Below are 25,692 nucleotides of genomic sequence, written 5' to 3'. Positions count from 1 at the left end.
TTACTCACGACTCCCGTGGTCAGCCGCCGACCCCGTCTCCGGTCGGCCACTGCTTGGCCGGGTACACCTTCCCATCGCTGTGGCCGTCCTTCTCGACCTGCGCCGTGAAGATCTGGCCCTTGTCGCCGCCGTTGGTCTCGACGGTCATCGTCCACCTCGAGTCGATGGTCAGCGGCTGCGGCACGCAGTCGTTCGGCAGCGTGATCGTGCCGGCATCGGCTACCTGCGCACCGGCACAGCGCTGTCGGCCGGGCGCTACCGTCCAGCCGCCGTCGTTCGCCACCAGGTCGATACCTGCGGTGGTCGACCCGTCCAGCGCCGCGATCTCGATGAAGATCCGATCCGCCGGGTTCACGATCTCCGGCGCCAACCCGATCGCCGTCGCGTCATCCGGGCCGGCGGACGTATCGATCTCGATCAGCGGAGAGGGCAGGCCGCCCATCACCTCGACGCCGGGCGGCGGTCCCGCGGTGTCGCTGGCGACGGGCGTCTCGTCCGGCTCGCTCTCGTCGCCGGGCAACGTTGTCACGGCAACCGCCGCGAGCACGATCGCGGTGACCCCGCCGCAGGTCGCGCCGACGACGGCGCGGGTCCGTCGACGACGGACCGTCGCCTCGGCTCGCCGGGACACGGCATCGAACGACGGTGGTACGACGCCGGACTCGAGCGACCGCCGAAGATCCTGGAAATCGTCACGCATGGTGGTCCTCCTCGTCCTGCAACAGGTTCGCCAGCGCGGCACGGCCCCTACTGAGCCGGGCCTTGACCGTCCCGGCGGGAACGCCGAGTGCATCGGCGATCTGGCCGACCGACATGTCCGCGATGTGGTGCATCACGATCGCCTCCCGTTGCGCGAACGGGATCTGCTGCAACGCAGCGACGATCGCGACATAGTGCGGCGACAGACCCGGTGCCGGTTTTGCGTCGTCGACGAGCAGATGCTCGACGGCGCGGTGCCTCTTGCGTCGTCGCCAGCGACCGCGGATCTGGTTGACCGCGACGGTACGCAGCCAACCGACCGGGTTGTCGAGCGCCGCGAACGCGTCGGGCTTCAGCAGCGCGCGTACGAATGCCTCCTGTACGGCGTCCTCCGCCTCCGCCCGGTCGCCGCACATCGCGTGCAGCTGAGCGACGAGCGGTACGTACTGCGTGTCGTACAGCGTGCGAGCATCCTGCGGCATGCCGACGTTCGCGCGTACGCGCCCCATCTCGCTCCCATCCAGTGCGATCGCCATATGACCTCGATGCCTGGGACCGCCCGCCGGTTGCATCGAATCCGGATTTCGTCGCGGATGCAACCGGAGCACCGCTTCCAGCATCGAGGTCACGCACGCACCAACCGACCCTCACGATTGGACAGTCATGAAGACGCTCGTTCGAGCCGGCATCATCGTCGCCGGCGCGGCCCTTCTGTCGGCCCCGCTCTCGGCGGTCGCGGAGACCGACAACCTCGATCTCGGCCGCGACAAGGCTCATCCCCCGTACGGAGACATCACCGGCCTGCGCGTCGACAATGCACAGCACCGGGTCGTCGCGACGCTGCGGCTGCCGAAGGTGAACCAGGCGCGGTTGACCGAGACCCGGCTGGTGATGAGGCAGCGCAACAGCCCGATGACCTGGCGGGTGTACGTCAGCTACGACCGGAAGGGAGACGTCACGAGCAAGTGGGTCATGGCCACTCCCGAGCCGGGTCTGCCGTCGCCCGGGAAGCGCTGCGCCAAGGTACGGGTGGGCACCACCAAGCACACGCTGCGGACGACCGTGCCGCGGACGTGCTTCCCTGCGGGCTTCGCGCCGAAGAAGCCGATCAAGGTACGCGCGCAGGTGACCGTACGCCATCCGTCGCCGGTGCCCGAGACGTTCAAGTGGACCGACCGGACGCCGTACACGACGTTCCTGCGGCGCGGCTGACCGCCGCCGCGCACCCCGTGAGCCGCACGTTTCAGCCCCGATCTTCGCGATTCTGCGGCCGAAACGTGCGGCTCAGCGCAACCGGGTGCCGGCCGAGCGAAGGTTCTGGCAGGCCTCCATGACCCGCTCGGCCATCGACTCTTCGCCGGCCTTGCCGTACGCGCGCGGGTCGTACGCCTTCTTGTTGCCGACCTCCCCGTCGACCTTCAGCACACCGTCGTAGTTGCTGAACATGTGCGCCGCCACCGCGCGGGTGAACGCGTACTGGGTGTCGGTGTCGACGTTCATCTTCACGACGCCGTAGTCGACCGCCGCCGCGATCTCTTCGGGATGCGATCCCGACCCGCCGTGGAATACCAGGTCGAACGGGCGCTCCTTGCCCACCTTCTCGCCGACGGCGTCCTGCGCCTGCTTGAGGATCTCGGGACGCAGCTGGACGTTGCCCGGCTTGTAGACGCCGTGCACGTTGCCGAACGTCAGCGCGGTCAGGTAGCGGCCGTTCTCGCCGGTGCCGAGGGCATCCGCCGTCGCGAGTGCGTCTTCGGGCGTCGTGTACAGCTTGTCGTCGATCGCGCCGACGATGCCGTCCTCCTCACCGCCGACGACACCGATCTCGACCTCGAGGATGATCTTCGCCGCCGCGGCCTTCGCCAGCAGCTCCTGCGCGATCTGGAGGTTCTCCTCCAGCGGCACCGCCGAGCCGTCCCACATGTGCGACTGGAAGTACGGCAGCCCGCCGCCGGCAACGCGCTGCTGGCTCAGCTCGAGCAGCGGGCGTACGAAGCCGTCCAGCTTGTCCTTCGGGCAGTGGTCGGTGTGCAAGGCGATGTTGACGCCGTAGCCCTTGGCGGCCTCCTCGGCGTACGCCGCGAACGCGACCGACCCGGTGACCATGTTCTTCACCGTCGACCCGGACAGGTAGTCGGCGCCGCCGGTCGAGATCTGCACGATGCCGTCGCTCTCGGCCTCGGCGAAGCCGCGCATCGCCGCGTGCAGGGTCTGCGACGACGTGACGTTGATGGCCGGGTACGCGAACGACTCGCGCTTGGCCTTGTCGAGCATCTCGGCGTAGACCTCGGGTGTGGCGATGGGCATCGGGAAGCTCCTCTGGGCGAACGGGGGGGGTGATCTGTGGGCTTCGCGGTCATCCTAGTGCCCCGAGTCAGAGACTCAGGACACTAGCCGCGACGCCAGCGCGCGAGCAGCGACCTGTACCGGGTCCCAGACACTGGAGAACGGCGGTGCGTACGCGAGGTCGGCGAACATCAGGTCGTCGACGGTCGACTCCGACCAGAGGGCCATCGCGACCGTGTCGATGCGCATCGCCGCTCCGGTACCGCCGATGATCTGCGCGCCGAGCACGCGGCGGGTCGTACGATCGCCGATCAGCTTGACGCTCATCGGTTCCGCGCCCGGGTAGTAGCCCGATCGCGTCGTGGTCTCGATCGTCACCGCCTCGGCGTCGAAGCCGGCGTCGGCCGCGCCCTGTTCACCCAGGCCCGTGCGCGCGATCTCGGTCGAGCACGCCTTGGTGATGGCCGTGGCGAGCACGCCGGGAAACTCGACGTCGTCTCCGGTGAGGTTGCGTCCGAGCACGACACCCTGCTTGTTCGCGTGCGTACCGAGGGGGACATGCACCAGACGGCCGGACATCCGGTCGTGCGTCGCGGCACAGTCGCCGGCGGCCCAGATGTGTCGCTCGGGATCTGCCCGCTGCCGGGAGTCGACGACGATCGCGTCGCCCGCGCCGACCTCCAGCCCGGCGGCGGTCGCGAGCCCGGACCGCGCGCGTACCCCGATGCCCAGCACGACGATGTCCGCAGGAATCGCAGCATCGTCGGTCTCCACGGCACTCACCCGACCGCCGGTGCTCGCGAAGCCGCGCGCAGGGCTCGAAACGCGGACTCGGACACCATCGCGCTCCAGCGCCTCGTGCACGCGCCCGCCGACATCGGGGTCGAGGGAGCTCATCGGAGTGCCCGACCTCGTGACCAGCGTTGTCTCGACGCCCTGATGTACGAACGACTCGGCCATCTCGAGACCGACGTAGCCGCCGCCGACCACGACGGCATGACGCGGCGACGACTCCAACAGATCGTCGAGCACCCGTTGCCCGTCGTCGAGCGTGTGCGCGGTGTGGATCCCTGCGGAGTCGATGCCCGGGAGGTCGGGCAGGTACGGTTCGGCACCCGTCGCGAGAATCAGCTCGTCGTACCCGTGGCTGCTCTCGACGCCGTCGGAGTCGCGTACGCGCACGGTCGCGTCGTCGGCGTCGACGTGCGTCACCTCGACACCCATCCGTACGTCGATACCGCGGCGTCGATGCTCCTCGGGCGTACGAGCGACCAGATCGTCGGGCGACGGGACCTCGCCGCCGACCCAGTAAGGGATTCCGCATGCCGAGTACGACGTCCAGCTGCCACGTTCGAACGCGATGATCTCCAGGTCGTCGCCGGCCCGGCGCTTCGCCGTCGCCGCGGCGGCCATGCCCGCGGCGTCACCCCCGACCACAACGACCCGCCTACGCGTACCCATGGCGCGACCCTAGCGGTGCGGCCGTACCCGAATCGACCGCTCACCAGCCGCGGGACCGGACGCAGAGCGGGTGGACGCTCGCAGATGGGCTCGAGACTCACGGACATGGACGGTTGCGACAACTGCGGCTGTACTCGAATGCATGACGTACACGGCAACCCAACACCAGCAGCGAACGGATACCGGCGCCCTGCGGACCGTGATCCTGTTCGTCGCCACCATCACGACCGGTCTGCTCGCAGGAATCTTCGTGGACTGGTCGAATACGATCATGCCCGGTCTTGGCGATGTCGACGACCGCACGTTCGTCGCGACCTTCCGGGCGCTCGATGAGGCAATCACCAACCCGCTGTTCCTCAGTGCGCTCATGGGAGCACCGTTGCTGATCGCACTCTCGATCGCGCTGCACTTCCGGGCGGATCAGCGTCCGGTGCTGATCTGGGTCGGCGTGGCCATGATTGCGTACCTGGTGATGCTCGCCGTCACGTTCGGCGCCAACGTGCCCGTCAACGAGGACCTGAAGGCGGCCGGTCACCTGCAGAGCAGCGCCGACTTCGCGGCCGCGCGTGCCCAGTTCGACGAGACGACCTGGTCCGCGTGGAACGCCGTCCGGGCGATTTCGTCGACGATCGCGTTCGGCTGCCTGGCTTGGGCGCTGCTCATCCATCGCCGAGTCCGTTGAGCCACGCGCCATCAGCGCCGAGCGTGCTGGAGAATCCAGGTATGCATGGCGATCGCCGCCGCCGCGCCGACGTTGATCGACCGGGTCGAGCCGTACTGCGTGATCGCGAGGGTCGTACGACACGCGGCCAGCATGTCCTCGGACAGCCCGGGTCCCTCCTGACCGAACACGAGGATGCAGTCGCGCGCGAGCTCGGCCCCCTCGATCGGTCGCGAGCCCTCCACGTTGTCGATTCCGACGACGCCGAGAGCCTGCTCATCCGCCCAGGTCGCGAAGGCCGCGACGGAGTCGTGGTGACGTACGTGCTGGTACCGGTCGGTGACCATCGCCCCGCGGCGGTTCCAGCGTCGGCGGCCGACAACGTGCACCTCGGATGCGAGGAACGCGTTGGCCGTACGCACGATCGAGCCGATGTTGAAGTCGTGCTGCCAGTTCTCGATCGCCACGTGGAACGGATGCCGCTGCGCGTCGAGGTCGGCGACGATCGCGTCCATCCGCCAGTAGCGATAGCGATCGACCACGTTGCGCCGGTCACCGTCACGCAACAGCTCGGGGTCGTACGCCGGGTCGGCGGGCCACTCACCGGGCCACGGCCCGACCCCAGGCTCGTGCGTCACGTCAAGCCCAGGTCGTCCTTGGTGAGCGCACAGCGGTAGTCGTACCCCGCCTCCGCGATCCGCTCCCGCGCCCCGGTCGCGCGGTCGACGATGACCGCGACGCCGACGACGATCGCGCCCGCCTGCTCGAGCGCCTCGACCGCCGTCATCACCGAGCCGCCGGTGGTGGACGTGTCCTCGACCGCCAGCACCCGGCGTCCACGGACGTCCGGACCTTCGATACGGCGCTGCAGGCCATGCTGCTTCTCGGCCTTGCGTACGACGAACGCGTCGAGCGTACGGCCGGCGGCCGACGCCTGGTGGAGCATCGAGACGGCAATCGGGTCGGCGCCCAACGTCAGGCCGCCGACCGCATCGAAGTCGAGGTCGGCGGTCAGCTCCAGCATCATTCGACCGATCACCGGCGCCGCCTGCGCATCGAGCGTCACCCGCCGCAGATCGACGTAATAGTCGGCCTTTGCGCCCGACGACAGCGTCACCTCGCCGTGCACGACGGCCTTGCTGCGGATCTGCTCGACGAGCTCATCGCGATCGGTCATGGCCGCCAGCCTAGGCGCGGCCACCGCCTCCCCCAGATTTGGGCCCGAACGGACCGTTTCTCGCCGTGAAACGGTCTGTTCGGGCCCAAATCTGGGGGAGGCTACAGTCGCGAGCATGAAGGAACGCAGCCAGCGCACCCAGGGCATGGGCACGACCATCTTCGCCCGGATGTCCCAGCTCGCCGTCGAGACCGAGTCGGTCAACCTCGGGCAAGGCTTCCCCGACACCGACGGGCCGGCCTACATCATCGACGCCGCGATCGACGCAATGCACGGCGGCCGCAACCAGTACGCGCCGGGGCCGGGCGCACCCGACCTCCGGCACGCCATCGCGCGACACCAGCGGCGCTTCTACGACATCGACCTCGACCCGGACACCGAGATCGCCGTGAGTGCCGGCGCGACCGAGGCGATCGCCGCGGCCGTGCTCGGGCTGATCGACCCGGGCGACGAGGTGCTCGTGCTCGAGCCGTACTACGACTCGTACGTCGCGGTCATGCGGATGGCCGACGCAGTACGCAAGCCGATCACGCTGCGGCCGCCGGACTTCCGCCTCGATGTCGACCGCCTCCGAGCATCGGTCACGCCGCGCACCACCGCGATGCTGATCAACTCTCCACACAACCCGACCGGCATGGTGCTCAACGCCGAAGAACGCGCGGCCATCGCGGAGGTCGCCGTCGAGCACGACCTCGTCGTGATCACCGACGAGGTGTACGAGCACCTCACGTACGACGGCAGCACCCACGTACCGCTGGCAACCCTGCCGGGGATGGCGGAGCGCACGCTCACCATCTCCAGCGGCGGCAAGACGTTCTCGCTCACCGGCTGGAAGATCGGCTGGGCGACCGGGCCCGCGGCGCTCGTGCAGGCGATGCTCTCGGCGAAGCAGTTCATGACGTACACCTCGGGCGCGCCGCTGCAGCCCGCGATCGCCGTCGCGCTCGACAGCCCGGACTCGTACTACACCGAGCTCTCCCGCCGCATGCAAGACCAGCGCGACCGGCTGTGCGACGGCCTGGCGAGCGCCGGGCTGCACACGTACGTGCCCGCAGGCGGCTACTTCGTCACGACCGACATCACCTCGGTCGGCTTCGACGACGGCATCGAGTTCTGCCTCGGGCTGCCGGAGCGCGCGGGAGTCGTCGCCGTTCCCTACCAGGTCTTCTACGACGACCCCGGTGACGCTCGTACGCTCGTCCGCTGGGCGTTCAGCAAACGCCCCGCCGTTCTCGACGAAGGCATCGCGCGGCTGCGCAAAGCGTTCGGTTAACCCGTCCTCGAAGTGGGTAGATCACTCAACGTGATCGTCTGGCTGAACGGCGCTTTCGGAGTTGGCAAGACCAGGACCGCACGCGAGCTCATGATGCAGGTGCCGCATTCGCGCATCATCGACCCCGAGCATCTCGGGTGGGCACTGCAGCACACCATCGGCTGGATGCAGCGCGGCGACTTCCAGCATCTGCGCTCCTGGCGCCTCGGCACGGTGGCGCTCGTACGCACGGCAGCACGCGGCGGCTCGACCGTGATCGTGCCGATGTCGGTGCTGCGACCCGACTACCTCGACGAGATGCTCGACCGGCTACGCGACGGTGGCCACGAGGTCCGGCACGTGACCCTCGACGCGTCGGCTGCCGTACTCCATGCCCGCATCGCGGAGGACGAGGAGGAGCCGGCCGCCGCCGAGTGGCGTCGCGGTCATATCGACAACTACGGCGACGTACGCTCCGAGCTGGTCGCGCGCGGCTCGACGGTCGACACGAGCCTGCGCCCGCCGGACGCCGTCGCCACCGAGATCGCCGAGAGCCTCCGGCTGGAGTCGGCCGACGGGGCGTAGTGCACCCGCATCAACTCAGCCGCGAGCGACCGCCGCTTCGTCACCCGACGAGGTCGCGGGCGGCATGGTCGAGAGCCTGAGCAGCGTGCCGGCGAGCGCCGAGACCACCGTCGCCGCAGCGCAGAGCCAGTACACGGTTCGGTACGCATCGAGGTCGAGTGGGGACGCACCCGAGCTCAGCACGGCGGCCAGTACCGCCACTCCAATCGCTCCGCCGATCTGCCGGATCGCGACATTGAGCCCGGTGGCCGAGGCGAAGTCGCCCGGTGCGACCGCAAGGGCGGCGGCACTCGATACGCCGACGCTGACGGCGCCGACGGCGGCACCGCTGACCAAACCGACCGGAAGCCAGTACGCAAGGAACGCCGGCTCCTCGGGCAACCAGACACCGGCGGCGACGCCGACCAGGGTGAGCGCGACGCTGCCCGCGGTGACAAGCAGCCGAGGCGACACCCGCCGCCCGGCCCGGCTCACGCCGATGCCGACGAACGCGGCGACCACGCCCCCTGGCGACATCGCCAGGCCGGCCTCCAACTCGGTGTAGCCCCACACCGTCGTGACGAACAGAACGCCCACGAGCAACCAGGCGAACAACGAAGCGCCGAACGCCAGCGACACGACATTGGCCGCGACGTACGTACGCGAACGCCACAAGTGCGTCGCGACGGCCGGTCGCGGATGCGCCTTCGAGCGCAGGACGGCCGCCACGCAGGCGATCACGCCGACCCCCACCGCCGAGAGCGTGCGGGGATCGCTCCACCCCCAGGCCTCGCCCTGCGTAGTACCGAGTACGACCGCGAGCACGCCGCCGCCGAGGAGCGTCGTACCTGCCCAGTCCGGCCAACCCGCACCGGAGCCGGCGACGCGAGGGAGTCGCAGCGTCTCGTACACGAGCCAGGCGCCGATCGGCACGTTGATGCAGAACAGCCAGCGCCATCCACCCACATCGACGAGGATGCCGCCGACGACGGGTCCGAGCGCCGCCGCAACGGCGGCCGAGGCACTCCACAACCCGATCGCCGCGGGCCGCCGCTCGGGTGGGGAGTCGGACAGGACGTACGCAAGCGACGCCGGCAGCAGGAGGGCGGCGCCGAGTCCCTGGATCGCGCGCGCCGCCAGGAGCAGCTCGTACGTCGGAGCCGCGGCGGCGGCGAGCGACGCGACCGTGAAGACCAGCATCCCGGCGGCCAGCAGGCGACGACGCCCGATCGCGTCGGCGATCCGGCCGGCCGGTGCGAGCAGCGCGGCGAACACCACGGTGTACAGCGTCACGACCCACGAGAGGTCGGCGATCGCGACGCCGTCGAAGTCGCGGCCGATGTCGGGCAGCGCGAGGTTCGTGATGGTGACGTCGAGGAAGGCGAGGAACGAGCCCCCGCAGGCGACCAGCAACGTGCGGCGGTAGTTGGCCAACGAGTCGAGCATGCCGGGATCCCCCTCAGAAGTCGGTACTCCTCCAGAATTTAGCGACCGATCGTTCGTACGTCAATAGCGATCGATCGTACGGTATACTCTGGTCGACGTTGCTTTTTACGGAAGACGTCGTTCAGGAGGCTGTTGCAGAATGGTGGACCGCTCGCTCGGCGCCGCAAGATTTCCGTGGCGGATCGATCCTCACGGCGTCGGGTCGCATCATGGTTCGGGCAAGGCAGCGACGACGCGGAGGCCCGCCGTGGGTGCCCGTAGCTTCGCGAGTGGCGCAAGGCCGTTGCTTGTACGGCATTTCAGCAACGAATCTGCGCCACTCGCGGACGAAAACCTTCCGACGCCAGCCCGAAACGCCGCTCAAAACGCCGCTCAAAACGCAACAGCCTCTCAGGTGGATGCATCCGCCAGGGCGAGGAGGACGGTCATCGTGGGCCCTGTTTCCGACGACGATGGCGCCGCGGGGCGGTGCCACCTGGGCCGCGAAACACGCCACGGTCCTTCGAACGCCGGGCACTGAGCGTGGCGGGACGACGATCGGTCGCGGCAGCGCGCGACACCAGAGTCGCGATCCTGCGCGCGGCCGCAGACATGGCATCGATCGACGGTTTGGACGGTTTGACCGTCGGTCGCCTCGCGTCCGAGCTCGGCATGAGCAAGGCCGGCGTGATCGGACACTTCGGGTCGAAGACCGAGCTTCAGCTCGCCACGATCGAGTACGCGGCCGATGTCTTCCGCGCCGAGGTCTGGACGCCTGCCGAGCATCTCGAGCCGGGCCTCCCGCGCCTGCTTGCGATCTGCGATGCCTGGATGGCATACGCGGGCAAACCGGCCTTCCCCGGTGGCTGCTTCTTCGCCGCGGCATCGTTTGAGTACGACAGCAAGACGGGCCCGGTCCACGACGCGATCGCCGAGCGGGTGCAGCGCTGGCACGAGCGGCTCTCGGCGGACGTCGCGACGGCGATCGAGGCGGGCGAACTGCCCACCGACGCAAGCGCCGACCGCATCGCACACTCGCTGTGGGCACTCGCCGCAAGCGTCACCCCGAACCGCCACCTGCACAGAGACACCGACGCGGCTGACCACGTGAAGACGTCGATGCGAATACTTCTCGGCGCTCGATAGCAACCAACCGCCGGGCTGCGACGTCTTCTGGTCAAGGCACCCGTTCGGGGAGCCACGAGGGGCAGTCATGATGACATTGAGCAAGATGCGACGTGTGCTCGTCGCAGGTTCGGGGGTGGTCGCCATGACCGCCGCATTCCTGGCTATCGACAATCCGTCGACGGCCTCGACGCAGCAGCAGACCGACGAGCCGCCGCTGACACTGCGAGCGGGCGCCGACTCGGTGACGGCATGGAAGTACGGCAAGTGGGCCGAGATCGACCTCGGCACGTACGCCGTAGCAGGTTCCGAACCGTTCGAGATCCGCACCACTCGAGCGTCGTACAACGACCCCGTGCGGGGTGTCCTGCTTCGAGAAGACGGCGACCTCCGACTGCCGAAGCGGACCGTGAAGGGATTCCACGGGCTACGCGACTTCTACCAGCTGACACTCAAGAACAAGGCAGGTAAGACCGTCCTGTCGCAGACCAAGAGGTTCTGCCCGAACGGCGACTCGGTCCGCATCGATCCCGACGCCCCGCCCGTATCGCCGTACGCGTGGTCGTGCGGCGGCCGAATGCCGTTCACCCTCGGCAACGTGTGGGGGCTGCAGGCCGGCCACGGCGTGCCGGTACCCCCGGCATACTCCACCCGCGCCAAGCTGCCGGTCGGCAAGTACACCGCGAAGGTCTCGATCAAGCCTGCCTACCGCGAGCTTCTCGGCATCCCCGCTCGAGACGCCGTCGCCACGGTGAAGGTCCGCGTACGCAAGGCAAAGTGCGACGACGATGAGATGGGCTGCCGCGACCGGAAGAGCGCGGACCGGACAACGATCGCAGCTCCGGGCGAGCGACCCACCGGCCACGCCCGCGTACCCGAGGTCGGCCCGAAGCCCGATCTTCGTTCCGTACCCGCGTGGGGCATCCGCGTCCGCAAGGGCAAGTTCCTGGCGTTCTCCGCGACCGTATGGAATGCCGGAGACTCCCCGCTCGTCGTCGACGGATTCCGGCGTAAGAACAAGGACCTGATGGACGCCTACCAGTACTTCTTCGACGCCGACGGCAACCAGACCGGCTACGACAAGGTCGGGACGATGGAATGGGATCCGCGCGAGGACCACCACCACTGGCACTTCACCGACTTCGCCAGGTACCGACTGGTGGACAAGGACAAGTCGGGCGTCGTCCGTAGCAAGAAGGAGGCGTTCTGCCTCGCCAACACCGACGCGGTCGACTACACCGTCGACGGTGCGAACTGGCAGCCGGAGAACACCGACCTGCACACGGCATGCGGCGAGAAGGGCTCCCTCGGGCTGCGCGAGGTGCTCGACTCGGGCAACGGCGACACCTACGAGCAGTTCCGGCCGGGCCAGTCGTTCATCCTGAAGGGGATACCGAACGGCACGTACTACATCGAGGTACGCGCCAACCCGGTGAAGAACCTGACCGAGCACGACACGACCAACAACGTCGCGTACCGCAAGGTGATCCTCAAGGGCAAGCCCGGCGCGCGTACGGTCATGGTGCCACCGGTCGGGTTGGTCGACCACAGCTGACCCACGCCGGTGAACCCGGGTTTCCGTCACCCAGTCGGCGTCGGCTGAGGCGACGGGCCCGGGTCGTCACTGGGCTCCCTGGGTACGTCCGGCTGGTCCTGATAGATCGGGCATTCGTCTCGCGGCACGATCATGTCGGTGCCACAACCGGTCGGTGGTGGCGGTGCCCAGTCCTCGGCGTCGCCGAGATACTCCGTCCGATTGAAGGGCGGCAATAGCGTTGCCATCCCGTCGAGGCTCGACATGGTGTCGGTGCCGAGGTCGGTCACCGTGCCATCCGGGTTGCGTCGGTAGAACTCCACGTCCGGATAGTCGTTGCCGCTGATGTACGCGCCGTCGCCCGTCGGGCTGATGATGATCTTCTCGTCGACCGCACCCGCCGGAGTCTGCGGATTGACCGCGTGGACGTCGATCGTGATCAACCCGTCCTCGTCGACGGAGACGTCCGGTCGAGTGTTGGTCCAGGGCAGTTCGTAGTCACTGAAGTCGCGGGCGTCCATCCCCGTGCCGTCGGTCTCCGTACTTCCGCCGACGCGATACGTCATCTCACCGGTAGCGGTGTTGTACGCGAACGCGATGCGATAGTCCGCATCGGGGTCCGACGTGAAGTCGCGATTGTCACCCAGGAGGTCAGCGGGCCATGCGGCGTCGTTCTTGGAGATGAAGAACCGGCCGAAGATGATGCCGCGGTCCGGTCCGGGTTCGCCGACCTGCGTGTCGTACTGCTGGGCCCCGAGCACGCCGGGGCCGAAGAACGTCATCAACGTACGCCGCAGGTCACCGGTCCGCGGAAACTCGTACCCCTTCTGCCAGGCGGCGAACTCCGGGACATCGCTGAGGTCGTACTGCGGGAACGCCGCGGCCGCACCCGGCGGCATGGCGCCACGGTCGATCAGGAGCTTGATGTCCGCCTCGGAAGGCGTGTCCTTGGCCAGCAGAGTCTTCTTGTCGCGCGCTTCGTCGTCCAGCTTGCCCTCCAGGTCGAGGTAGCGATCGTTCAGATTATGCTCGACGGTCGATCGGCCGTGGCCGTAGTAGTCGTGGTCGCGCGCATTCTCGAACTGACTGTTCAGCTCCTCGACCTCCTGGTTGAAGATGAGCACAGCGTCGCCGAAGTGACGAGTCGCCGCTCCGCCGACCAGCGCCGCGCAGATCAGGGAGAATGCGTGCCGGCGCTCGTCGGGGGGGTACTGGTTGATCGGCCCCGAAATCGTTCCGGCAACCCCCTCGCTCGCCGGTTTGTGGGCCTTCCAGACATTCGTCGACAGATTCTCGTAGTCGCCTGCCGAGTCCTCGATTCGATCTGCGGCGGCCCAGATCTGTTCCGGTGTCCTGGGGAACAGCGGCCATGGATATCCCATTGATACCTCCCTCCGCATCGGAGGCTAGCCGCGCACAGGGTCAACAAAGACCGACGAGTGTCAAGGGGGCGGCCGCACCGAATGTGCCGTTCATCGCACCACGAGTGCGCGCGGCCCGGAATTGCGCGGTGCGGGCAGCTCCAGCGCGGCCGCACCGGGCGTGATGCGCCCGAGGACGCGGGGCTCGGTCGCACCGGTGCTCACGCGGTCGCCGGCTCGTACCGTGCCGGGTACGCCGTGCCAGGTGAGGAACCCGAGTAGCGCCCAGAGGAGCGCTTCCTTCGCGTCACCGTCGATTCCGCGCTCCTCGGCGCGTACGAGGGGCGCCGGTGCGACCTGCCGCCCGATCGCCTGCATCAGGGCCGGGTTTCGCAGCCCTCCCCCGGACACGACGACCTCCCCGACCCCGTACGCGCGCAAGGCGTCGCCGATGGTCCGTGCGGTGAACTCCGTCAATGACGCGAGAAGATCCTCGCCGCTGATGTCGATACCTGCGCGAGCGGCCGCCAGAAAATCGGCCGAGAACAGCTCGCGTCCGGTCGATTTCGGCGGCGCCAGCGCGAAGTACTCGTCGGCGAGCAGGCGGTCGAGGAACGCCTCGTCGACCCGTCCCGCGAGCGCCAGGGTGCCGTCGACGTCGCTGGTCTGCGCGCCACCGCTGACCTGGGCGGCGGCGATGTCGAGCAGGCAGTTCGCGGGTCCCGTGTCGAACGAGGCGAGCAGGTTGCCACCCGCGCCAACGACCGAGACGTTCGCGATGCCGCCGAGATTGAGCGCGGCAACGGGCGCGGAGTCCGCGATGCCGGCCAGCCACAAGGCGTCGAATGTGCTCGCAAGGGGCGCGCCGTGCCCGCCGGACGCGACATCGCTCGCGCGCAGATCCGACACGACGGGCAGACCCGTACGCGCCGCGACCCAGGCGGGCTGTCCGAGCTGCAGCGTGCCACGACACTCGCCGCCGACCACGTCGTGAAAGGCCGTTTGTCCAGGCGACACAATGAGGTCGGCCACGCCGCCGGCCAGGTCGCGTATTCCGACCGTCGCAGCGTCGGCGAACGCATGGCCGAGGTCGGTGTCGAGGCGGCCCACGTCCTCGATACCGAGCCGCGCCGGCGGCAGGATCGCGAGCACCCGCGCGGACAGACCGTCAGGCAGGGCAGACTCCGTCGTGCCGAGCACGCGCATCGCGATCGTGTCGCGGTCCCACTCGACGTCGACGGCGGCCACGTCGCAGGCATCCGCGGACGTGCCCGACGCGACGGCGACGACGATCATTGCGGCGGCTCCGCCTCGAGCGCCGAACGGACCCGCCCGTCACCGGCTGCGAGACGGGCGCGCGCTTCCTCGGACCCCACACCCGCAAGCAACGCAACGATCGCGGTCTTCGTCTGCCACCCTGCACCCTCGAGCGCCACAACAGCAGTCGCGTCGTCGACGTCGCAGATCTCGCGCACGATCCGCGCGGCGCGGCGACGGAGCTTGTGGTTCGACGCAACGACGTCGACCATGCGCGGGCCGTACGTCTTGCCGAGCCGGATCATCGCCGCGGTCGACAACGTGTTCAGGGTGACCTTCTGCGCCGTTCCGGCGGTCAACCTCGTCGACCCGCTGATCACCTCGGCCCCGGTCAGCAGCTCGACCGCAACATCGGCCGCGGCCGCGATCACGCTGTCGGAGTTGTTGACGACGGCGACCGTCGCTGCACCGGACGTACGCGCGAACTCCAGCGCAGCAAGGACGAACGGCGTCCGGCCGGACGCCGAGATGCCCACGACGACATCGTCGCGACCGACATCGTGGGCGGCGAGCGCGGCAGCAGCGTCGTCCGTGCGATCCTCGGCTCCCTCGATCGCGGCCGTCGAAGCGTCGGTGCCGCCGGCGAGGATGGCCACGACCCGCTCGGGGGGCGTACCGAACGTCGGTGGGCATTCCGCCGCGTCGAGCGCGGCGAGCCGGCCGGGCGTACCTGCACCGACGTACAGCAGCCGGCCGCCGCGGTGGAACGCGGTCTCGATCGCACCGACGGCTTCGGCGATGGCATCGCGCGCACCGCTGAGTACGTGGGGCAGCTTGCCCTCCGCATCGAGGAGTACGTCCACGAGCTCGCCGGCATCACGTACGTCGAGGTCGTCGAGCGCGGGGCGTACGCCCTCGGTCGCCAACACGTCGAGGTCCTCGGCTCTCGATGCCGATGACCCGACGGAGAGCCGGCGTGCCACCTGCTCCTCGTGCGGCAGGTCGTCTCGCTGCGCGATGAGCACCGCACCGTCGAGCGAGGAGCCCGCCGCGGGTAGAACCTTCAGGTCTGAGGCGACTCCCTGCCGCCACAACTCATACAGTGTTGGGACTTCGGCAAGACCGCCGACACAGGTCACAGTGTCGACGTCCGCGGCCCGCGCGGCCGCGAGTGCCGACTCCGCCCAGGCATCGGCGGCTCGCCGCAGAATCTCCGTCGCCGCGTCGTCGCCCGCGTCTGCCGCCGCGACCACGTCGGGTACGAACTCGGCCGTACGCGTTGGCAGGATCGACTCGAACGGTAGGGCCGCCGCGAGCCCGGAGAAGTCACCGAACCGTCGAACGGCCGCCCTGCTCAACGAGGTGGCCGGTCCACGCCCGTCCTGTGCGCGTACGACAGCCCGCAATGCCTCCCGACCGATCCAGGTGCCGCTTCCGTCGTCACCGAGCCACTGCCCCCACCCGTCGGCGCGGTGCACGGACCCGTCGGAGGCCAGTCCCAACGCGATTGCCCCTGTGCCGACGGCCAGCACGGCGCCCGGAGCACCGGCGAGCGCGCCCGCGTGTGCGGTGACGGCGTCGGTAGCGGCCGCCACTCGCGCTCCCGGCCACTGCTCCGACATCGCCGCGGCGAGTGCGACCGTGCCGCCGTCCAACGTCGTCACACCGGCCATGCCGACGGCGATCGCCGACGGCGCGACCCGGTCACGGCCGGTCGTCTCGAGCGCATGCCGGATCGCCGTACGTACGCCCGCCGCCGCCACGCGGACGCCCGTCGGCCCGGGTGTCGGCACCACGCCCCTTCCGGACCACTCGGCACGCTCGTCGGCCTGGAGCACGACGACCCTGCAGCGGGATCTTCCGACGTCGACACCAACAACACATGGGGATTCAGCCATTTCTGCCTCCGAGAAGCTGCTCTGCGAGAAGGTACTCGGCGGCGGCTCGCGCGCTCGCTGCCCCGCCACCCCACGTACGAATCAGCGGCGCCGCGAGATCGCGAGCCGTACCTACCGGGCCGTTGTGCACCACCACGGCATCGATGTCGGCAGAGCGGACCGCCTCGACGACACCGCCGCCCGCGAGTCCGTCGGTCACGACGACGACCGCTTGCCCCGGATGCCGTTTCATCGCGCCGACCGCGTCGGCGCCGGAGCGCACGGTCTCGTACGCCGTGCCGTCGCGCTCCGCACCGAGGAAGCGGGCGAGCGGGAAGCGTACGTCACCTGCAGCCATGCTGCCTGCCTGGTGCATGAGCACCAGCGGGGCACCGGTCACCGCTACGTCTCCATCGACCGCGAGCGACCGGCGAGCGATGTCCAACCCGTCCTGCGGGGCTTCGGGGAACGCCTCCGTGCGCCGAGTCCAGGCGGCGAGCTCGGCGAGCCGGCCGGCGGCCTCCTCGAGCCGCGCCATGCCGAGCCTGCCGTCGTCGACGGCGCCGAGGACGGCCGCGCGTACGTGCTCGAAGATCTCGGCATCGTCGTAGGTCTCGGGGAACGCCGGGTTGCCGATGCACGCGGCATCGACACCCGCGGCCAGGGCGCGTACCGCACCCTCGCCGCGTCCGACGCCGGCGGATATCGCCTTCATATCAAGCGCATCGGTGCCGACGACCCCATCGAAGCCGAGATCCTCACGCAGCATTCGCATCCACGTACTGCTCATCGTGGCGAGCTCGGAGTCAACGGCCGGGAAGACGACATGCGCGGTGAGAAGGCACCGTACGCCCGACTCGACCGCGGCCACGAACGGCGCGAGCTCTCGCTGCCACAGGACATCGCGTGCTGCGTCGACCACCGGCGCCTCGAGATGCGAGTCGACGGCGGTCGCACCGTGGCCGGGGAAGTGCTTCGCGCAGGCCGCGACACCTGCAACCTGCAGCCCGGCCGCGAATGCCGTGCCGTGCCTGGCGACGAGATCGGGCGTACCCCCGAACGAACGCACCCCGATCACCGGGTTGTCGGGGTCGGAGTTCACATCGACGACCGGTGCGAGCACGATGTCGATGCCCGACTCGCGAGCACTCGTACCGATCCCGAGGCCGACGCTCCTCGTCGCGTGCACATCGTCGAGCTGCCCGAGCGCGGCGTGACCCGGCCACGGCGAGCCGGACTGCGCATCGAGCCGCGACACGGCGCCGCCCTCTTCGTCGCACCAGATCAGGGCGTGTTCTCCGAGCCGATGGATGGCGTCCGCGAGGTCGCGGGTCGCATCTCTGGTTTCGACGTTGTGCGCGAACCAGCACACACCGCCGAGCCCGTCCTCGAGCTCGCGGGCGAGCCAAGCGGGCACCGTCGTACCGACGAAGCCGGGTACGAGCACGGCGTTGACCAGCCGGCGTACGCCGGGATCGTTCTGTTTCATCGGGTCATCCCTTGACCGCGCCGGAGACGAGACCTTCGGAGATCCGTCGCTGTACGAGGATGAAGAAGATCATCACGGGGACCGTGATCAGCGTCGACCCGGCCATCACCGCACCCCAGTCGTTGTCACCGAACCTGCCGAAGAAGTCTCGTAGTCCGGCGGCCGCAGTCTTCTTCGAATCGTCGTTCATGAAGGTGGTCGCGAAGATGAACTCGTTCCACGCCGTGATGAACGCGAAGATGCTGGTCGCGACGAGCCCAGGTCCGACGAGCGGCAGCAGCACCGACCAGAACATCCGCCCCCACGACGCACCGTCGACGTACGCCGCCTCCTCGATGTCGATCGGTATCGCGGCGACGAACCCGCGCAGCATCCAGATCGCGAAGGGCAGCGAGAACGCCACGTACACAAGCGTCAGACCGAACAGCTGGTTCAGCAGCCCGAGGTGACGGGCCTGGATGAACATCGGGATGACCAGCGCCTCGAGCGGCACCATCTGTACGACGAGCACCATCACCAGCACCGAGGTGCGCAGCCGGAAGGCGAAACGCGAGACGGCGACCGCGGCCAACAGGGCCAACGCGCCGGAGATCAGCACCGTGCCAACGCCCACGATCAGGGAGTTGCGCATGTACGTCAGGAAGCCGCCCTCGTCGAGCACGAACCGGAAGTGATCGAGGGTGAGCTCCGTCGGGATCAACGACCGCGAGCCGTCCTCGGACCTCGCGTCGAACGCGGTCGAGATCATCATGAACACCGGCAGCAGCGTGAACGCGAGCAACGCGATCAGCGCCACGATCGTCAGCACCTTGCCGGTGGTCGTACGCGCGCCGAGCGTGTGGTTCATGGCGCCCTTGCGTGGTCGACGGCTGCCGACCCGCTGATCCGTCGCGGACGGCGGCGAGTCGTCACGGACCAACCCCGCAGGCGATTCGACACTCATCGCAGCTCGTCCTCCTTGAACATCGACCGCAGGTACACGATGGTGATCAGCAACAACAGCAGCGTCAGCAGCACCGCGATCGCCGAGCCGAGCCCGTACTCCTTCTGCGAGATGCCGGTGATGTAGGACCACGTGCCGAGGTTCAAGACGTCGCGGTTCGCGCCGTCGCCACCGGGCATCAGGAACACCTGCGTGAAGACCTTGAAGTCCCAGATCGTCGACAAGATGGTGACGACGGCGAACACCGGCCGCAGCATCGGGAAGGTGATGTTCCAGAACCTCTGCCACGCATTCGCCCCGTCGATACGGGCCGACTCCATCGTCTCGCCCGGCAGTGTCATCAGGCCGGCGAGCACGGTCACCGCGACGAACGGAAACCCGTGGTGCACGACGTTGAGCGTCGCGATGGAGTAGAACGACAGGCGGTCGACGAACCAGTTCGTCGTATCGGGGTCGACCATGCCGATCTTGTCGAGGCCGCGCATGACGATGCCGCTCGGTGTGTCGAAGATGAAGACCCACACGTACGTGCCGGTCACGGCGGGCATCGCCCACGCGACCATGATCGCGGTCGTCACGACCGCGCGCAGCTTGGTGCCGAGGCGCACCAGCAACAGCGCCACGAGGGTGCCCAGCACGACCGTGAGGAAGACGCACGCAACGGCGAACACAACGGTGTTCACGAGTGCGGTGCGAAGCAGCGGATCCTCGAAGATCGCGCGATAGTTGTCGAGCCCGACGGGGTTGCTGAGCCCGAGGTTCAGCTCACGCAGGCCGTAGTCCTGGGTCGACAGGTAGACGACGCGCCCCAGCGGGTAGATCAGCAGCACCGCGAGCGTCGCAAGCGCGGGGGCGAGGAGCAGCCAGGGCCGCCACACCCTCCGGTGTGGCAGCACCCGGCTGCGTCGCCCTGATGACAGGAGGGTCACTGCTCACCCACCTTGGAACACCGTGTTCATCTCGTCGGCGGCCGACGACGCCGCCTCGTCGACCGATGCCTTGCCGGTCAGGATGGACTGCACCATGGCCGGGATCGTGCTCTTGCCCTGGATCTTCTCGTACAGCGGCGTCACGGGGACGCTCGCGCCACCCTCGACCATCTGCTTCGCGAACGGTGCAACGAGCGGGTCGTTCTCCTGGATGACCTTGTCCAGCAGCGACTCGGTGCCCGGGAAGTAGCCGGTCTGGTCGCCCCACTTCTGCGCGAACTCGCCGGTCGTCATCATCTGTACGAACGTCCACGCGAGGTCGGGGTTCTCTGCGGTGTTGAAGACGCTCAGGTGTGAGCCGCCGACGAACGACGGGCTCATGTCGCCTTCGGGACCCGGGATCGGGAACGCGCCGATCTTGCCCTTCAGGTCGGGGTTCTGCTCGACGAGTGCTCCCGGCGTCCAGCTGCCCGCGATCATCATCGACGCCTCGCCACGCGCGAAGGCGTCACTCAGACCGGTCTCGTCCCACGTCTGCGCGGCGGCCGAGGAGAAGTCGTGCTCCGTCGCCAGGCCGGTGTAGAACTCGATGCCCTTCTGCGCCTCCGGCGAGTCGACCTCCGAGGTCCACTGGCCATCCTCCTCGGTCGCGATCTCGCCGCCTGCGCCCCAGATGAAGGGATCGGCGCCGTACTCGCTGTCGCCTGCGACCGGGAACGGCAACATGTCGGGCTCGGCCTTCTTCAGCTTCTCGCCGACGTCGACGAGCTCGTCCCAGGTCGTCGGCGGCTCGATACCGGCCTTCTTGAAGACGTCCGTGCGGTAGACGACGCTGCGCACACCCGCGTACCACGGCATGCCGTAAAGGCTGTCGTCGTACGTCCCCGCCTCCTCGAGGCTGTCGACGAGGTCATCGCGTACGCCCGCCTCGTCGACGCAGGCATCGATGTCGGTCAGCGCGCCGGCGTCGGCGAAGCCGGGGGTCCAGGTGGTGCCGGTCTCGGCGACGTCGGGTGTCGTGCCGCCACCGATCGCGTTGTTGAACTTCGTCTGTGCGTCTGCCCAGGCGACGAACTGCACGTCGAGCTTCGCGCCGGTCTGCTGCTCGAACTTTGCGCTGACCTCCTTGAAGAAGGGCGTCGCGTCGGGGTTGGTGCCTTCCATGATCCAGACGGACAGGGTCTCGCCCTTGGCGCCACCGTCGGTGATCGGCGCGCATGCGGACTTCTCGAGCTCGCCGCTCCCGCCGCCGTCATCGTCGCCGCCGCACGCGGCGACGGTCAGCGTGAGTGCCGCCAGGCACGCCACACCGCTCGTGATTCGACGTCTCATCGTCCTTGCCTTCCTTACCAGACCAGAGGTCTAATTCTTGTCACCTTGGGTTCACACGATCGGTTCGGGGAATATCGGCGCGACGATCCGGTACCTGTCGCCTCGGTAGATGGAGCGCACGAACTCGGCGACCCGGCCGTCGCTGGTACGCGAGGTGCGCTCGAAGCAGAATGCCGGGTCGCCCTCGGGAACGTCGAGCAGCGCGGCGTCGGCCGCCTCGACCAGACACGGCTCGATCACCTGCTGCCCGGAGCGGATCGTGACTCCGAACCGCTCCGACAGCAGCTGGTAGAACGATGCGTCCTGGAGCTCCTCGCCGGTGAGCCCGGGCACGAGATCCTGCGGAACGGACAGATCCTCGATCGCCATCGGTATGTCGTCGGCGAGCCGGAGCCTGCGTACGTTCAGGATCGTCGCATGCGGTGAGATCTCGAGCAGTGCCGCGTACGCGAGGCTGGCCGGGACCTGCCGCCACGCAACCGTGCGGCTGCCCGGGCGGAGTCCGCGGGCACGCATGTCGTCGGAGAACGACGTGGCCGACAACGGCTTGGCTACCTGGCTGGGCGCGACGAACGTACCCGACCCGTGTCGGCGCACCAGCTTGCGCTCGACGATGAGCTCGTCGACCGCGCGGCGCAGGGTCATCCGCGCGACCCCGAGCTCGCGGGCGAGCTCGCGCTCGGCCGGAATCGCCTCGCCGGGGAGCAACGACTCGATCAACGCATCGAGCCGCTCGCGTACCTGCGAGCGTTTGGCACCTGCGGCATCCACTGCCATAGACCATTGGTACACCGAATAGACCAGTGTGCGCCACAGTCTCGGGTGAGGTTGCGACCCAATCGTGACCTTTCGTGGCACCTTTACCATGTCTACATGGTAAAGGTGCACCTTGCACGGCGGATTCACCATGCACGGCGGACGCTTGCCATGCCGAGCGCGCCCCGGCACCGCCGCGTACGCCCGTCCGGCGACGCCTACGCTGTCGCCATGCAGCTGGAACCCGGCGAGCGCGCAACGCTCGAGGGCGCCGACGGTCAGGGCGCCGCGATGGCGATGCGGGTCGTCACCGGTCTCGCGCGGGCGTCCGGCGCCGAGCGGCTGGTCGAGATCGCATCGGTACACATCGACGGTTGCCTCTACCACGGACAGGCGGGCGTCGACTTCGCCGAGCGCCTGGTCGAGCTCGGCGCGCGTACGACGGTGCCGACCACGCTCAATGTCGGGTCGCTCGACCTGTTGCATCCCGGCATGGTGCGCACCGAGTCGGAGACCGAGAAGGACGTTGCCGCGGGCGGGCGCCGGCTCGCCACCGCATACGAGGCCCTCGGCGCTCGCCCGACCTGGACCTGCGCGCCGTACCAGGCGGACGTACGTCCCGCGCGCGGCGAGCACATCGCCTGGGCGGAGTCGAACGCGATCGTGTTCGCCAACTCCGTGCTCGGCGCGCGTACCGATCGCTACGGCGACTTCCTCGACGTATGCGCCGCCGTCACCGGGCGCGCACCGTACGCGGGCTTGCACCTCGACGAGAACCGTCGCGGCGAGGTAGTGCTCGACTGCAGGGGCCTCGGCGCGGGCGTACTCGAACTCGACCTTGCGTATCCGCTCCTCGGCTACCTCGCCGGAGAGATCGCCGGCACCGCCAACCCGGTCTTCGTCGGACTCCCTCCGGGCGTTTCCGAGGATCGTTTGAAGGCACTCGGCGCGGCGGCCGCATCCGCGGGCGGCGTCGCCCTCTTCCATGTCGTCGGTACGACGCCCGAGGCACCGACGCTCGATGCCGCGTTACACGACCGACCGCCAGAACACACCGAGGTCGTCACGCCAGAGCGGCTCGCGTCCGCTCGGCGGGAGCTCAGCACCGCAGAGGGCGACCGGCTCGACGCCGTCAGCGTCGGCACCCCGCACGCGTCGTTGGACGAGCTACGCGCACTCGCCGACGAGCTCGCCGACGGGCCACGAATCCACACCGGCGTTGCGATGTACGCGTCAACCGGTCGCACCGTGCTCGAACGGGCCCGACAGCACGGCATCGCCGAGGTGCTCCAGGACGCGGGCGTACGCCTGGTCGTCGACACCTGCACGTACGTGACGTCGATCCTCGACCCGAGCACTCGAGTCGTGATGACGAACTCCGGCAAGTGGGCGCACTACGCACCGGCGAACCTCGGCGTCGACGTCGTACTCGCGAGCCTCAGTGAGTGCGTCGCATCGGCGCGCGCAGGAAGGGTGGTGCTCGATGACGGCCTCCTCCGCTGAGCTCGTCGGCACCGTCCTGCATGCGGGCACGGGCACCGGACCGCTGCTCAAGCTGGACGGCCCGCTGTCGTTCTGGGGTGGGGTCGACGGTGCCGGGCAGATCATCGACCGTCATCACCCGCAGTTCGGTGTCTCGCTGCGCGGTCGCGTACTCGCGATGGAGTCCGGGCGCGGCTCGAGCTCCAGCGCGAGCGTGCTGGCCGAGCTGCTGCGTACGGGCAACGGCCCCGCCGCGATCGTCATGGCCCGGCCCGACGCGATCGTCACGCTCGGCGCGCTCGTCGCCGCGGAGCTCTACGGATGCGCAACGCCGGTCGTGGTGCTGTCACGGGAGGACTACGCACGCGTCCGCGGCGGAGTGCGTACGACGGTCGACGCGTCGGACGACTCGGCGAGAATCGCATGGACGTGAGCCCTATTCGGGTACTCGCGTCCAGGCCCCGATCATCAACGGGCAGAGGGCAAATCCATCATGGGCGTCGAGCTCGGCATCGAGCCGCTGCTCCAGGTCGAGTAGCGAGATCTCGTCGGCCGAAGCGATTCCCAGCTTCTCCATCGCCGGCGCGAGGGCGGCCACGTTGTTGGTCCATGCGGGCACCGGGGACTGTTCGCCACTTCCGCCCGCCGCTTCGATCCGCAACTGCGGGTCGGGGAGGCCGACGGCACGGTAGAGGGAGAACAGGGCCACGCCCATCCGGTCGTCCACACCGCCGGCGGCCAGCACGCCACGTACCCACTCGCGTACGTCGCGCCACAACGGCGTCTCCGGTTGTGCCCACGAACTTGCGAAATCTGCCTCGTGGAAGCACACGAGACCGCCGGGCGCGAGACGCGTGAGTGCGGCACGCAGGACGACCTCGGGCTCCGGCAGATACATCAGAATCGCGCGCCCGACGACGGCGTCGAACTCACCGTCGATGCCGGCGAGCGATGTCACGTCGCTCTCTCGGAAGTCGATGTTGGCGCGCCCCTCGGCCTCGGCCCAACGCCGCGCCATCGCGATCGCGCGCGGATCGTTGTCGACCGCGATGACGCAACCCTCGGAGCCGACGTACTCCGACGCGAGCATCGCGACGTGGCCCGCGCCGCTGCCCAGATCGAGCACTCGCATGCCGGGCGCGAGACCGGCGCTGGCGAACACCCGCGCGGTGAGTGGGTCCAGCATTGCGGATTGGATGTGCAGACGGTGTTCCTCGTCAGTAGCGTCCGCGAGCAAGTAGCCTCGTTGCGTTGTCATCGCAGCCTCCTTCGTAGGCGGCAGACGCTACGTACGGGCGCTGTCAGAGCTCTGTCACGCGGCTGCCGAGCCGCTATCCTGCTGCCGACCCACTCCGATCGGGAACCGAGATGCTGCTGCCCCCCGCCATCGCCGCCGCCGTCGCGTCCGGCGAGGTGCAGGTTGCGTTCCGCCGCTGGAAGCGGCCCCGAGTGAGGGTGGGAGGAACCTTCCTGACCTCGGCGGGCCTGATCGAGGTCACCGGAGTCGAGCAGGTCGACCCCGAACGCATCACCGATTCGGCCGCGCGTGCCGCCGGGCTGGCGACCGCCGACGAGCTACGAAAGCTCTTCCGCGGCGATCCGACCGATCCGGTGTTTCGGGTCGGGCTCGCGTACGCCGGACCCGATCCGCGACTTGCCCTAGGCGATGACACAGCGCTGACCGATGCCGACATTGCCGACATCTCCATGCGGCTCGGACGGCTCGACCGGGCCAGTACGCACGGCGCGTGGACGTCCGACACCCTCCGGCTGATCGAGGCCAACCCCGCAGTGCGCGCGGCGGATCTCGCCGAGTCGGTCGGTCGCGAGCGCGACCCGTTCAAGATCGACGTACGCAAGCTCAAGAAGCTCGGCCTCACCCGCAGCCTCGAGGTCGGCTACCGGCTCTCGCCGCGCGGCGCCGCGTACCTCGCCGCCATCGAACGTGGAGATCGCTGACAGCGCATCGCCACGATTCGGGACGCAACTGCTGGTTTCTGGCCGCCGATTCGACCATTGCGGCCCAGACCGGCGGCCAACTGTCGCGCTGGTCGGGCTCGCACCCTCCATGCGACGATGACG

General features: G+C 68.7%; 25 protein-coding genes. 9 read left to right on the top strand and 16 right to left on the bottom strand.

Annotated features, from left to right (window positions below; translation table 11 throughout):
• Positions 1-19: 19 nt before the first annotated feature.
• Both L0C25_RS13065 and L0C25_RS13060 read right to left on the bottom strand, forming a co-directional pair.
• A complete protein-coding gene (locus tag L0C25_RS13065; RefSeq protein WP_271632089.1) occupies positions 20-700 on the bottom strand; it encodes a hypothetical protein in 681 nt (226 codons plus the stop codon).
• Complete coding sequence (locus tag L0C25_RS13060; RefSeq protein ID WP_271632088.1) at positions 693-1,235, bottom strand: RNA polymerase sigma factor; 543 nt, start codon at positions 1,233-1,235, stop codon at positions 693-695. Before L0C25_RS13060 ends, L0C25_RS13065 begins: the two co-directional genes overlap by 8 nt.
• A gap of 127 nt (positions 1,236-1,362) precedes the next feature.
• Here L0C25_RS13060 and L0C25_RS13055 point away from each other — a divergent pair, with 127 nt between their 5' ends.
• Positions 1,363-1,911: a hypothetical protein gene (locus L0C25_RS13055; RefSeq protein ID WP_271632087.1), complete on the top strand. Its 549-nt coding sequence runs from the start codon at positions 1,363-1,365 to the stop codon at positions 1,909-1,911.
• 72 nt (positions 1,912-1,983) lie between these two features.
• Here L0C25_RS13055 and fbaA read toward each other — a convergent pair whose 3' ends face one another.
• Positions 1,984-3,006 carry a class II fructose-bisphosphate aldolase gene (fbaA, locus tag L0C25_RS13050; RefSeq protein ID WP_271632086.1) on the bottom strand — a complete coding sequence of 341 codons (1,023 nt, stop codon included), beginning with the start codon at positions 3,004-3,006 and terminating at the stop codon, positions 1,984-1,986.
• A 75-nt stretch (positions 3,007-3,081) separates the two neighbouring features.
• Positions 3,082-4,446 carry an FAD-dependent oxidoreductase gene (locus L0C25_RS13045; protein WP_271632085.1) on the bottom strand — a complete coding sequence of 455 codons (1,365 nt, stop codon included), beginning with the start codon at positions 4,444-4,446 and terminating at the stop codon, positions 3,082-3,084.
• Positions 4,447-4,588: 142 nt separating this feature from the next.
• Between L0C25_RS13045 and L0C25_RS13040 the strand changes: the two genes are divergently transcribed.
• Complete coding sequence (locus tag L0C25_RS13040; protein ID WP_271632084.1) at positions 4,589-5,128, top strand: anthrone oxygenase family protein; 540 nt, start codon at positions 4,589-4,591, stop codon at positions 5,126-5,128.
• Between the two features lie 11 nt (positions 5,129-5,139).
• Here L0C25_RS13040 and L0C25_RS13035 read toward each other — a convergent pair whose 3' ends face one another.
• Both L0C25_RS13035 and pyrE read right to left on the bottom strand, forming a co-directional pair.
• Positions 5,140-5,778, bottom strand: a complete 639-nt coding sequence (locus tag L0C25_RS13035; RefSeq protein WP_408641702.1) for a TrmH family RNA methyltransferase — start codon at positions 5,776-5,778, stop codon at positions 5,140-5,142.
• Positions 5,742-6,284, bottom strand: coding sequence for an orotate phosphoribosyltransferase (gene pyrE, locus L0C25_RS13030; RefSeq protein ID WP_271632082.1), 543 nt, complete (start codon positions 6,282-6,284; stop codon positions 5,742-5,744). The genes L0C25_RS13035 and pyrE overlap by 37 nt, the downstream gene beginning before the upstream one ends.
• 115 nt (positions 6,285-6,399) lie before the next feature.
• On the opposite strand from pyrE, the gene L0C25_RS13025 reads away from it, so the two are divergent.
• Positions 6,400-7,557 (top strand): pyridoxal phosphate-dependent aminotransferase, encoded by a 1,158-nt coding sequence (locus L0C25_RS13025; RefSeq protein WP_271632081.1) that lies wholly within the window; start codon positions 6,400-6,402, stop codon positions 7,555-7,557.
• 12 nt (positions 7,558-7,569) lie between these two features.
• On the top strand, positions 7,570-8,121 hold the full coding sequence (locus L0C25_RS13020; protein ID WP_271632080.1) for an AAA family ATPase: 552 nt from the start codon (positions 7,570-7,572) through the stop codon (positions 8,119-8,121).
• A gap of 15 nt (positions 8,122-8,136) precedes the next feature.
• Here the strand turns inward: L0C25_RS13020 and L0C25_RS13015 are convergent, their stop codons facing one another.
• Positions 8,137-9,546: an MFS transporter gene (locus L0C25_RS13015; protein WP_271632079.1), complete on the bottom strand. Its 1,410-nt coding sequence runs from the start codon at positions 9,544-9,546 to the stop codon at positions 8,137-8,139.
• A gap of 522 nt (positions 9,547-10,068) precedes the next feature.
• Here L0C25_RS13015 and L0C25_RS13010 point away from each other — a divergent pair.
• Positions 10,069-10,671 (top strand): TetR/AcrR family transcriptional regulator, encoded by a 603-nt coding sequence (locus tag L0C25_RS13010; protein ID WP_271632078.1) that lies wholly within the window; start codon positions 10,069-10,071, stop codon positions 10,669-10,671.
• 67 nt (positions 10,672-10,738) lie between these two features.
• Positions 10,739-12,205: a lysyl oxidase family protein gene (locus L0C25_RS13005; RefSeq protein WP_271632077.1), complete on the top strand. Its 1,467-nt coding sequence runs from the start codon at positions 10,739-10,741 to the stop codon at positions 12,203-12,205.
• Between the two features lie 26 nt (positions 12,206-12,231).
• Here the strand turns inward: L0C25_RS13005 and L0C25_RS13000 are convergent, their stop codons facing one another.
• The 8 genes from L0C25_RS13000 to L0C25_RS12965 all read right to left on the bottom strand — a co-directional run bounded on the left by L0C25_RS13000 (position 12,232) and on the right by L0C25_RS12965 (position 22,149).
• Positions 12,232-13,566 carry a hypothetical protein gene (locus tag L0C25_RS13000; protein WP_271632076.1) on the bottom strand — a complete coding sequence of 445 codons (1,335 nt, stop codon included), beginning with the start codon at positions 13,564-13,566 and terminating at the stop codon, positions 12,232-12,234.
• A gap of 90 nt (positions 13,567-13,656) precedes the next feature.
• Positions 13,657-14,841 (bottom strand): anhydro-N-acetylmuramic acid kinase, encoded by a 1,185-nt coding sequence (locus L0C25_RS12995; RefSeq protein ID WP_271632075.1) that lies wholly within the window; start codon positions 14,839-14,841, stop codon positions 13,657-13,659.
• Entirely contained in the window at positions 14,838-16,700 is a 1,863-nt protein-coding gene (gene murQ / locus L0C25_RS12990; protein WP_271632074.1) for an N-acetylmuramic acid 6-phosphate etherase, read from the bottom strand. Before murQ ends, L0C25_RS12995 begins: the two co-directional genes overlap by 4 nt.
• Positions 16,693-18,168, bottom strand: coding sequence for a glycoside hydrolase family 3 N-terminal domain-containing protein (locus tag L0C25_RS12985; protein WP_271632073.1), 1,476 nt, complete (start codon positions 18,166-18,168; stop codon positions 16,693-16,695). Before L0C25_RS12985 ends, murQ begins: the two co-directional genes overlap by 8 nt.
• A 4-nt stretch (positions 18,169-18,172) precedes the next feature.
• Positions 18,173-19,111 carry a carbohydrate ABC transporter permease gene (locus L0C25_RS12980; protein WP_271632072.1) on the bottom strand — a complete coding sequence of 313 codons (939 nt, stop codon included), beginning with the start codon at positions 19,109-19,111 and terminating at the stop codon, positions 18,173-18,175.
• Entirely contained in the window at positions 19,108-20,040 is a 933-nt protein-coding gene (locus tag L0C25_RS12975; protein WP_271632071.1) for a carbohydrate ABC transporter permease, read from the bottom strand. Before L0C25_RS12975 ends, L0C25_RS12980 begins: the two co-directional genes overlap by 4 nt.
• 3 nt (positions 20,041-20,043) lie before the next feature.
• The gene (locus L0C25_RS12970; protein WP_271632070.1) at positions 20,044-21,372 is read right to left on the bottom strand and encodes a sugar ABC transporter substrate-binding protein; all 1,329 of its coding nucleotides are present in this window, start codon (positions 21,370-21,372) and stop codon (positions 20,044-20,046) included.
• Positions 21,373-21,423: 51 nt separating this feature from the next.
• Positions 21,424-22,149, bottom strand: coding sequence for a GntR family transcriptional regulator (locus L0C25_RS12965; RefSeq protein WP_271632069.1), 726 nt, complete (start codon positions 22,147-22,149; stop codon positions 21,424-21,426).
• A 210-nt stretch (positions 22,150-22,359) separates the two neighbouring features.
• Here L0C25_RS12965 and L0C25_RS12960 point away from each other — a divergent pair, with 210 nt between their 5' ends.
• Positions 22,360-23,631, top strand: a complete 1,272-nt coding sequence (locus tag L0C25_RS12960; protein WP_271632068.1) for an aconitase X catalytic domain-containing protein — start codon at positions 22,360-22,362, stop codon at positions 23,629-23,631.
• Complete coding sequence (locus L0C25_RS12955; protein ID WP_271632067.1) at positions 23,612-24,043, top strand: aconitase X swivel domain-containing protein; 432 nt, start codon at positions 23,612-23,614, stop codon at positions 24,041-24,043. The genes L0C25_RS12960 and L0C25_RS12955 overlap by 20 nt, the downstream gene beginning before the upstream one ends.
• Before the next feature lie 3 nt (positions 24,044-24,046).
• Here L0C25_RS12955 and L0C25_RS12950 read toward each other — a convergent pair whose 3' ends face one another.
• Entirely contained in the window at positions 24,047-24,868 is an 822-nt protein-coding gene (locus tag L0C25_RS12950; protein ID WP_271632066.1) for a class I SAM-dependent methyltransferase, read from the bottom strand.
• Positions 24,869-24,978: 110 nt separating this feature from the next.
• Here L0C25_RS12950 and L0C25_RS12945 point away from each other — a divergent pair, with 110 nt between their 5' ends.
• The gene (locus L0C25_RS12945) at positions 24,979-25,569 is read left to right on the top strand and encodes a hypothetical protein (protein ID WP_271632065.1); all 591 of its coding nucleotides are present in this window, start codon (positions 24,979-24,981) and stop codon (positions 25,567-25,569) included.
• Positions 25,570-25,692 lie beyond the last annotated feature (123 nt).

This window comes from Solicola gregarius (assembly GCF_025790165.1).
In the GTDB taxonomy this organism is placed as follows: domain Bacteria; phylum Actinomycetota; class Actinomycetes; order Propionibacteriales; family Nocardioidaceae; genus Solicola; species Solicola gregarius.
This window is presented reverse-complemented; position numbering and strand designations above follow the sequence as displayed.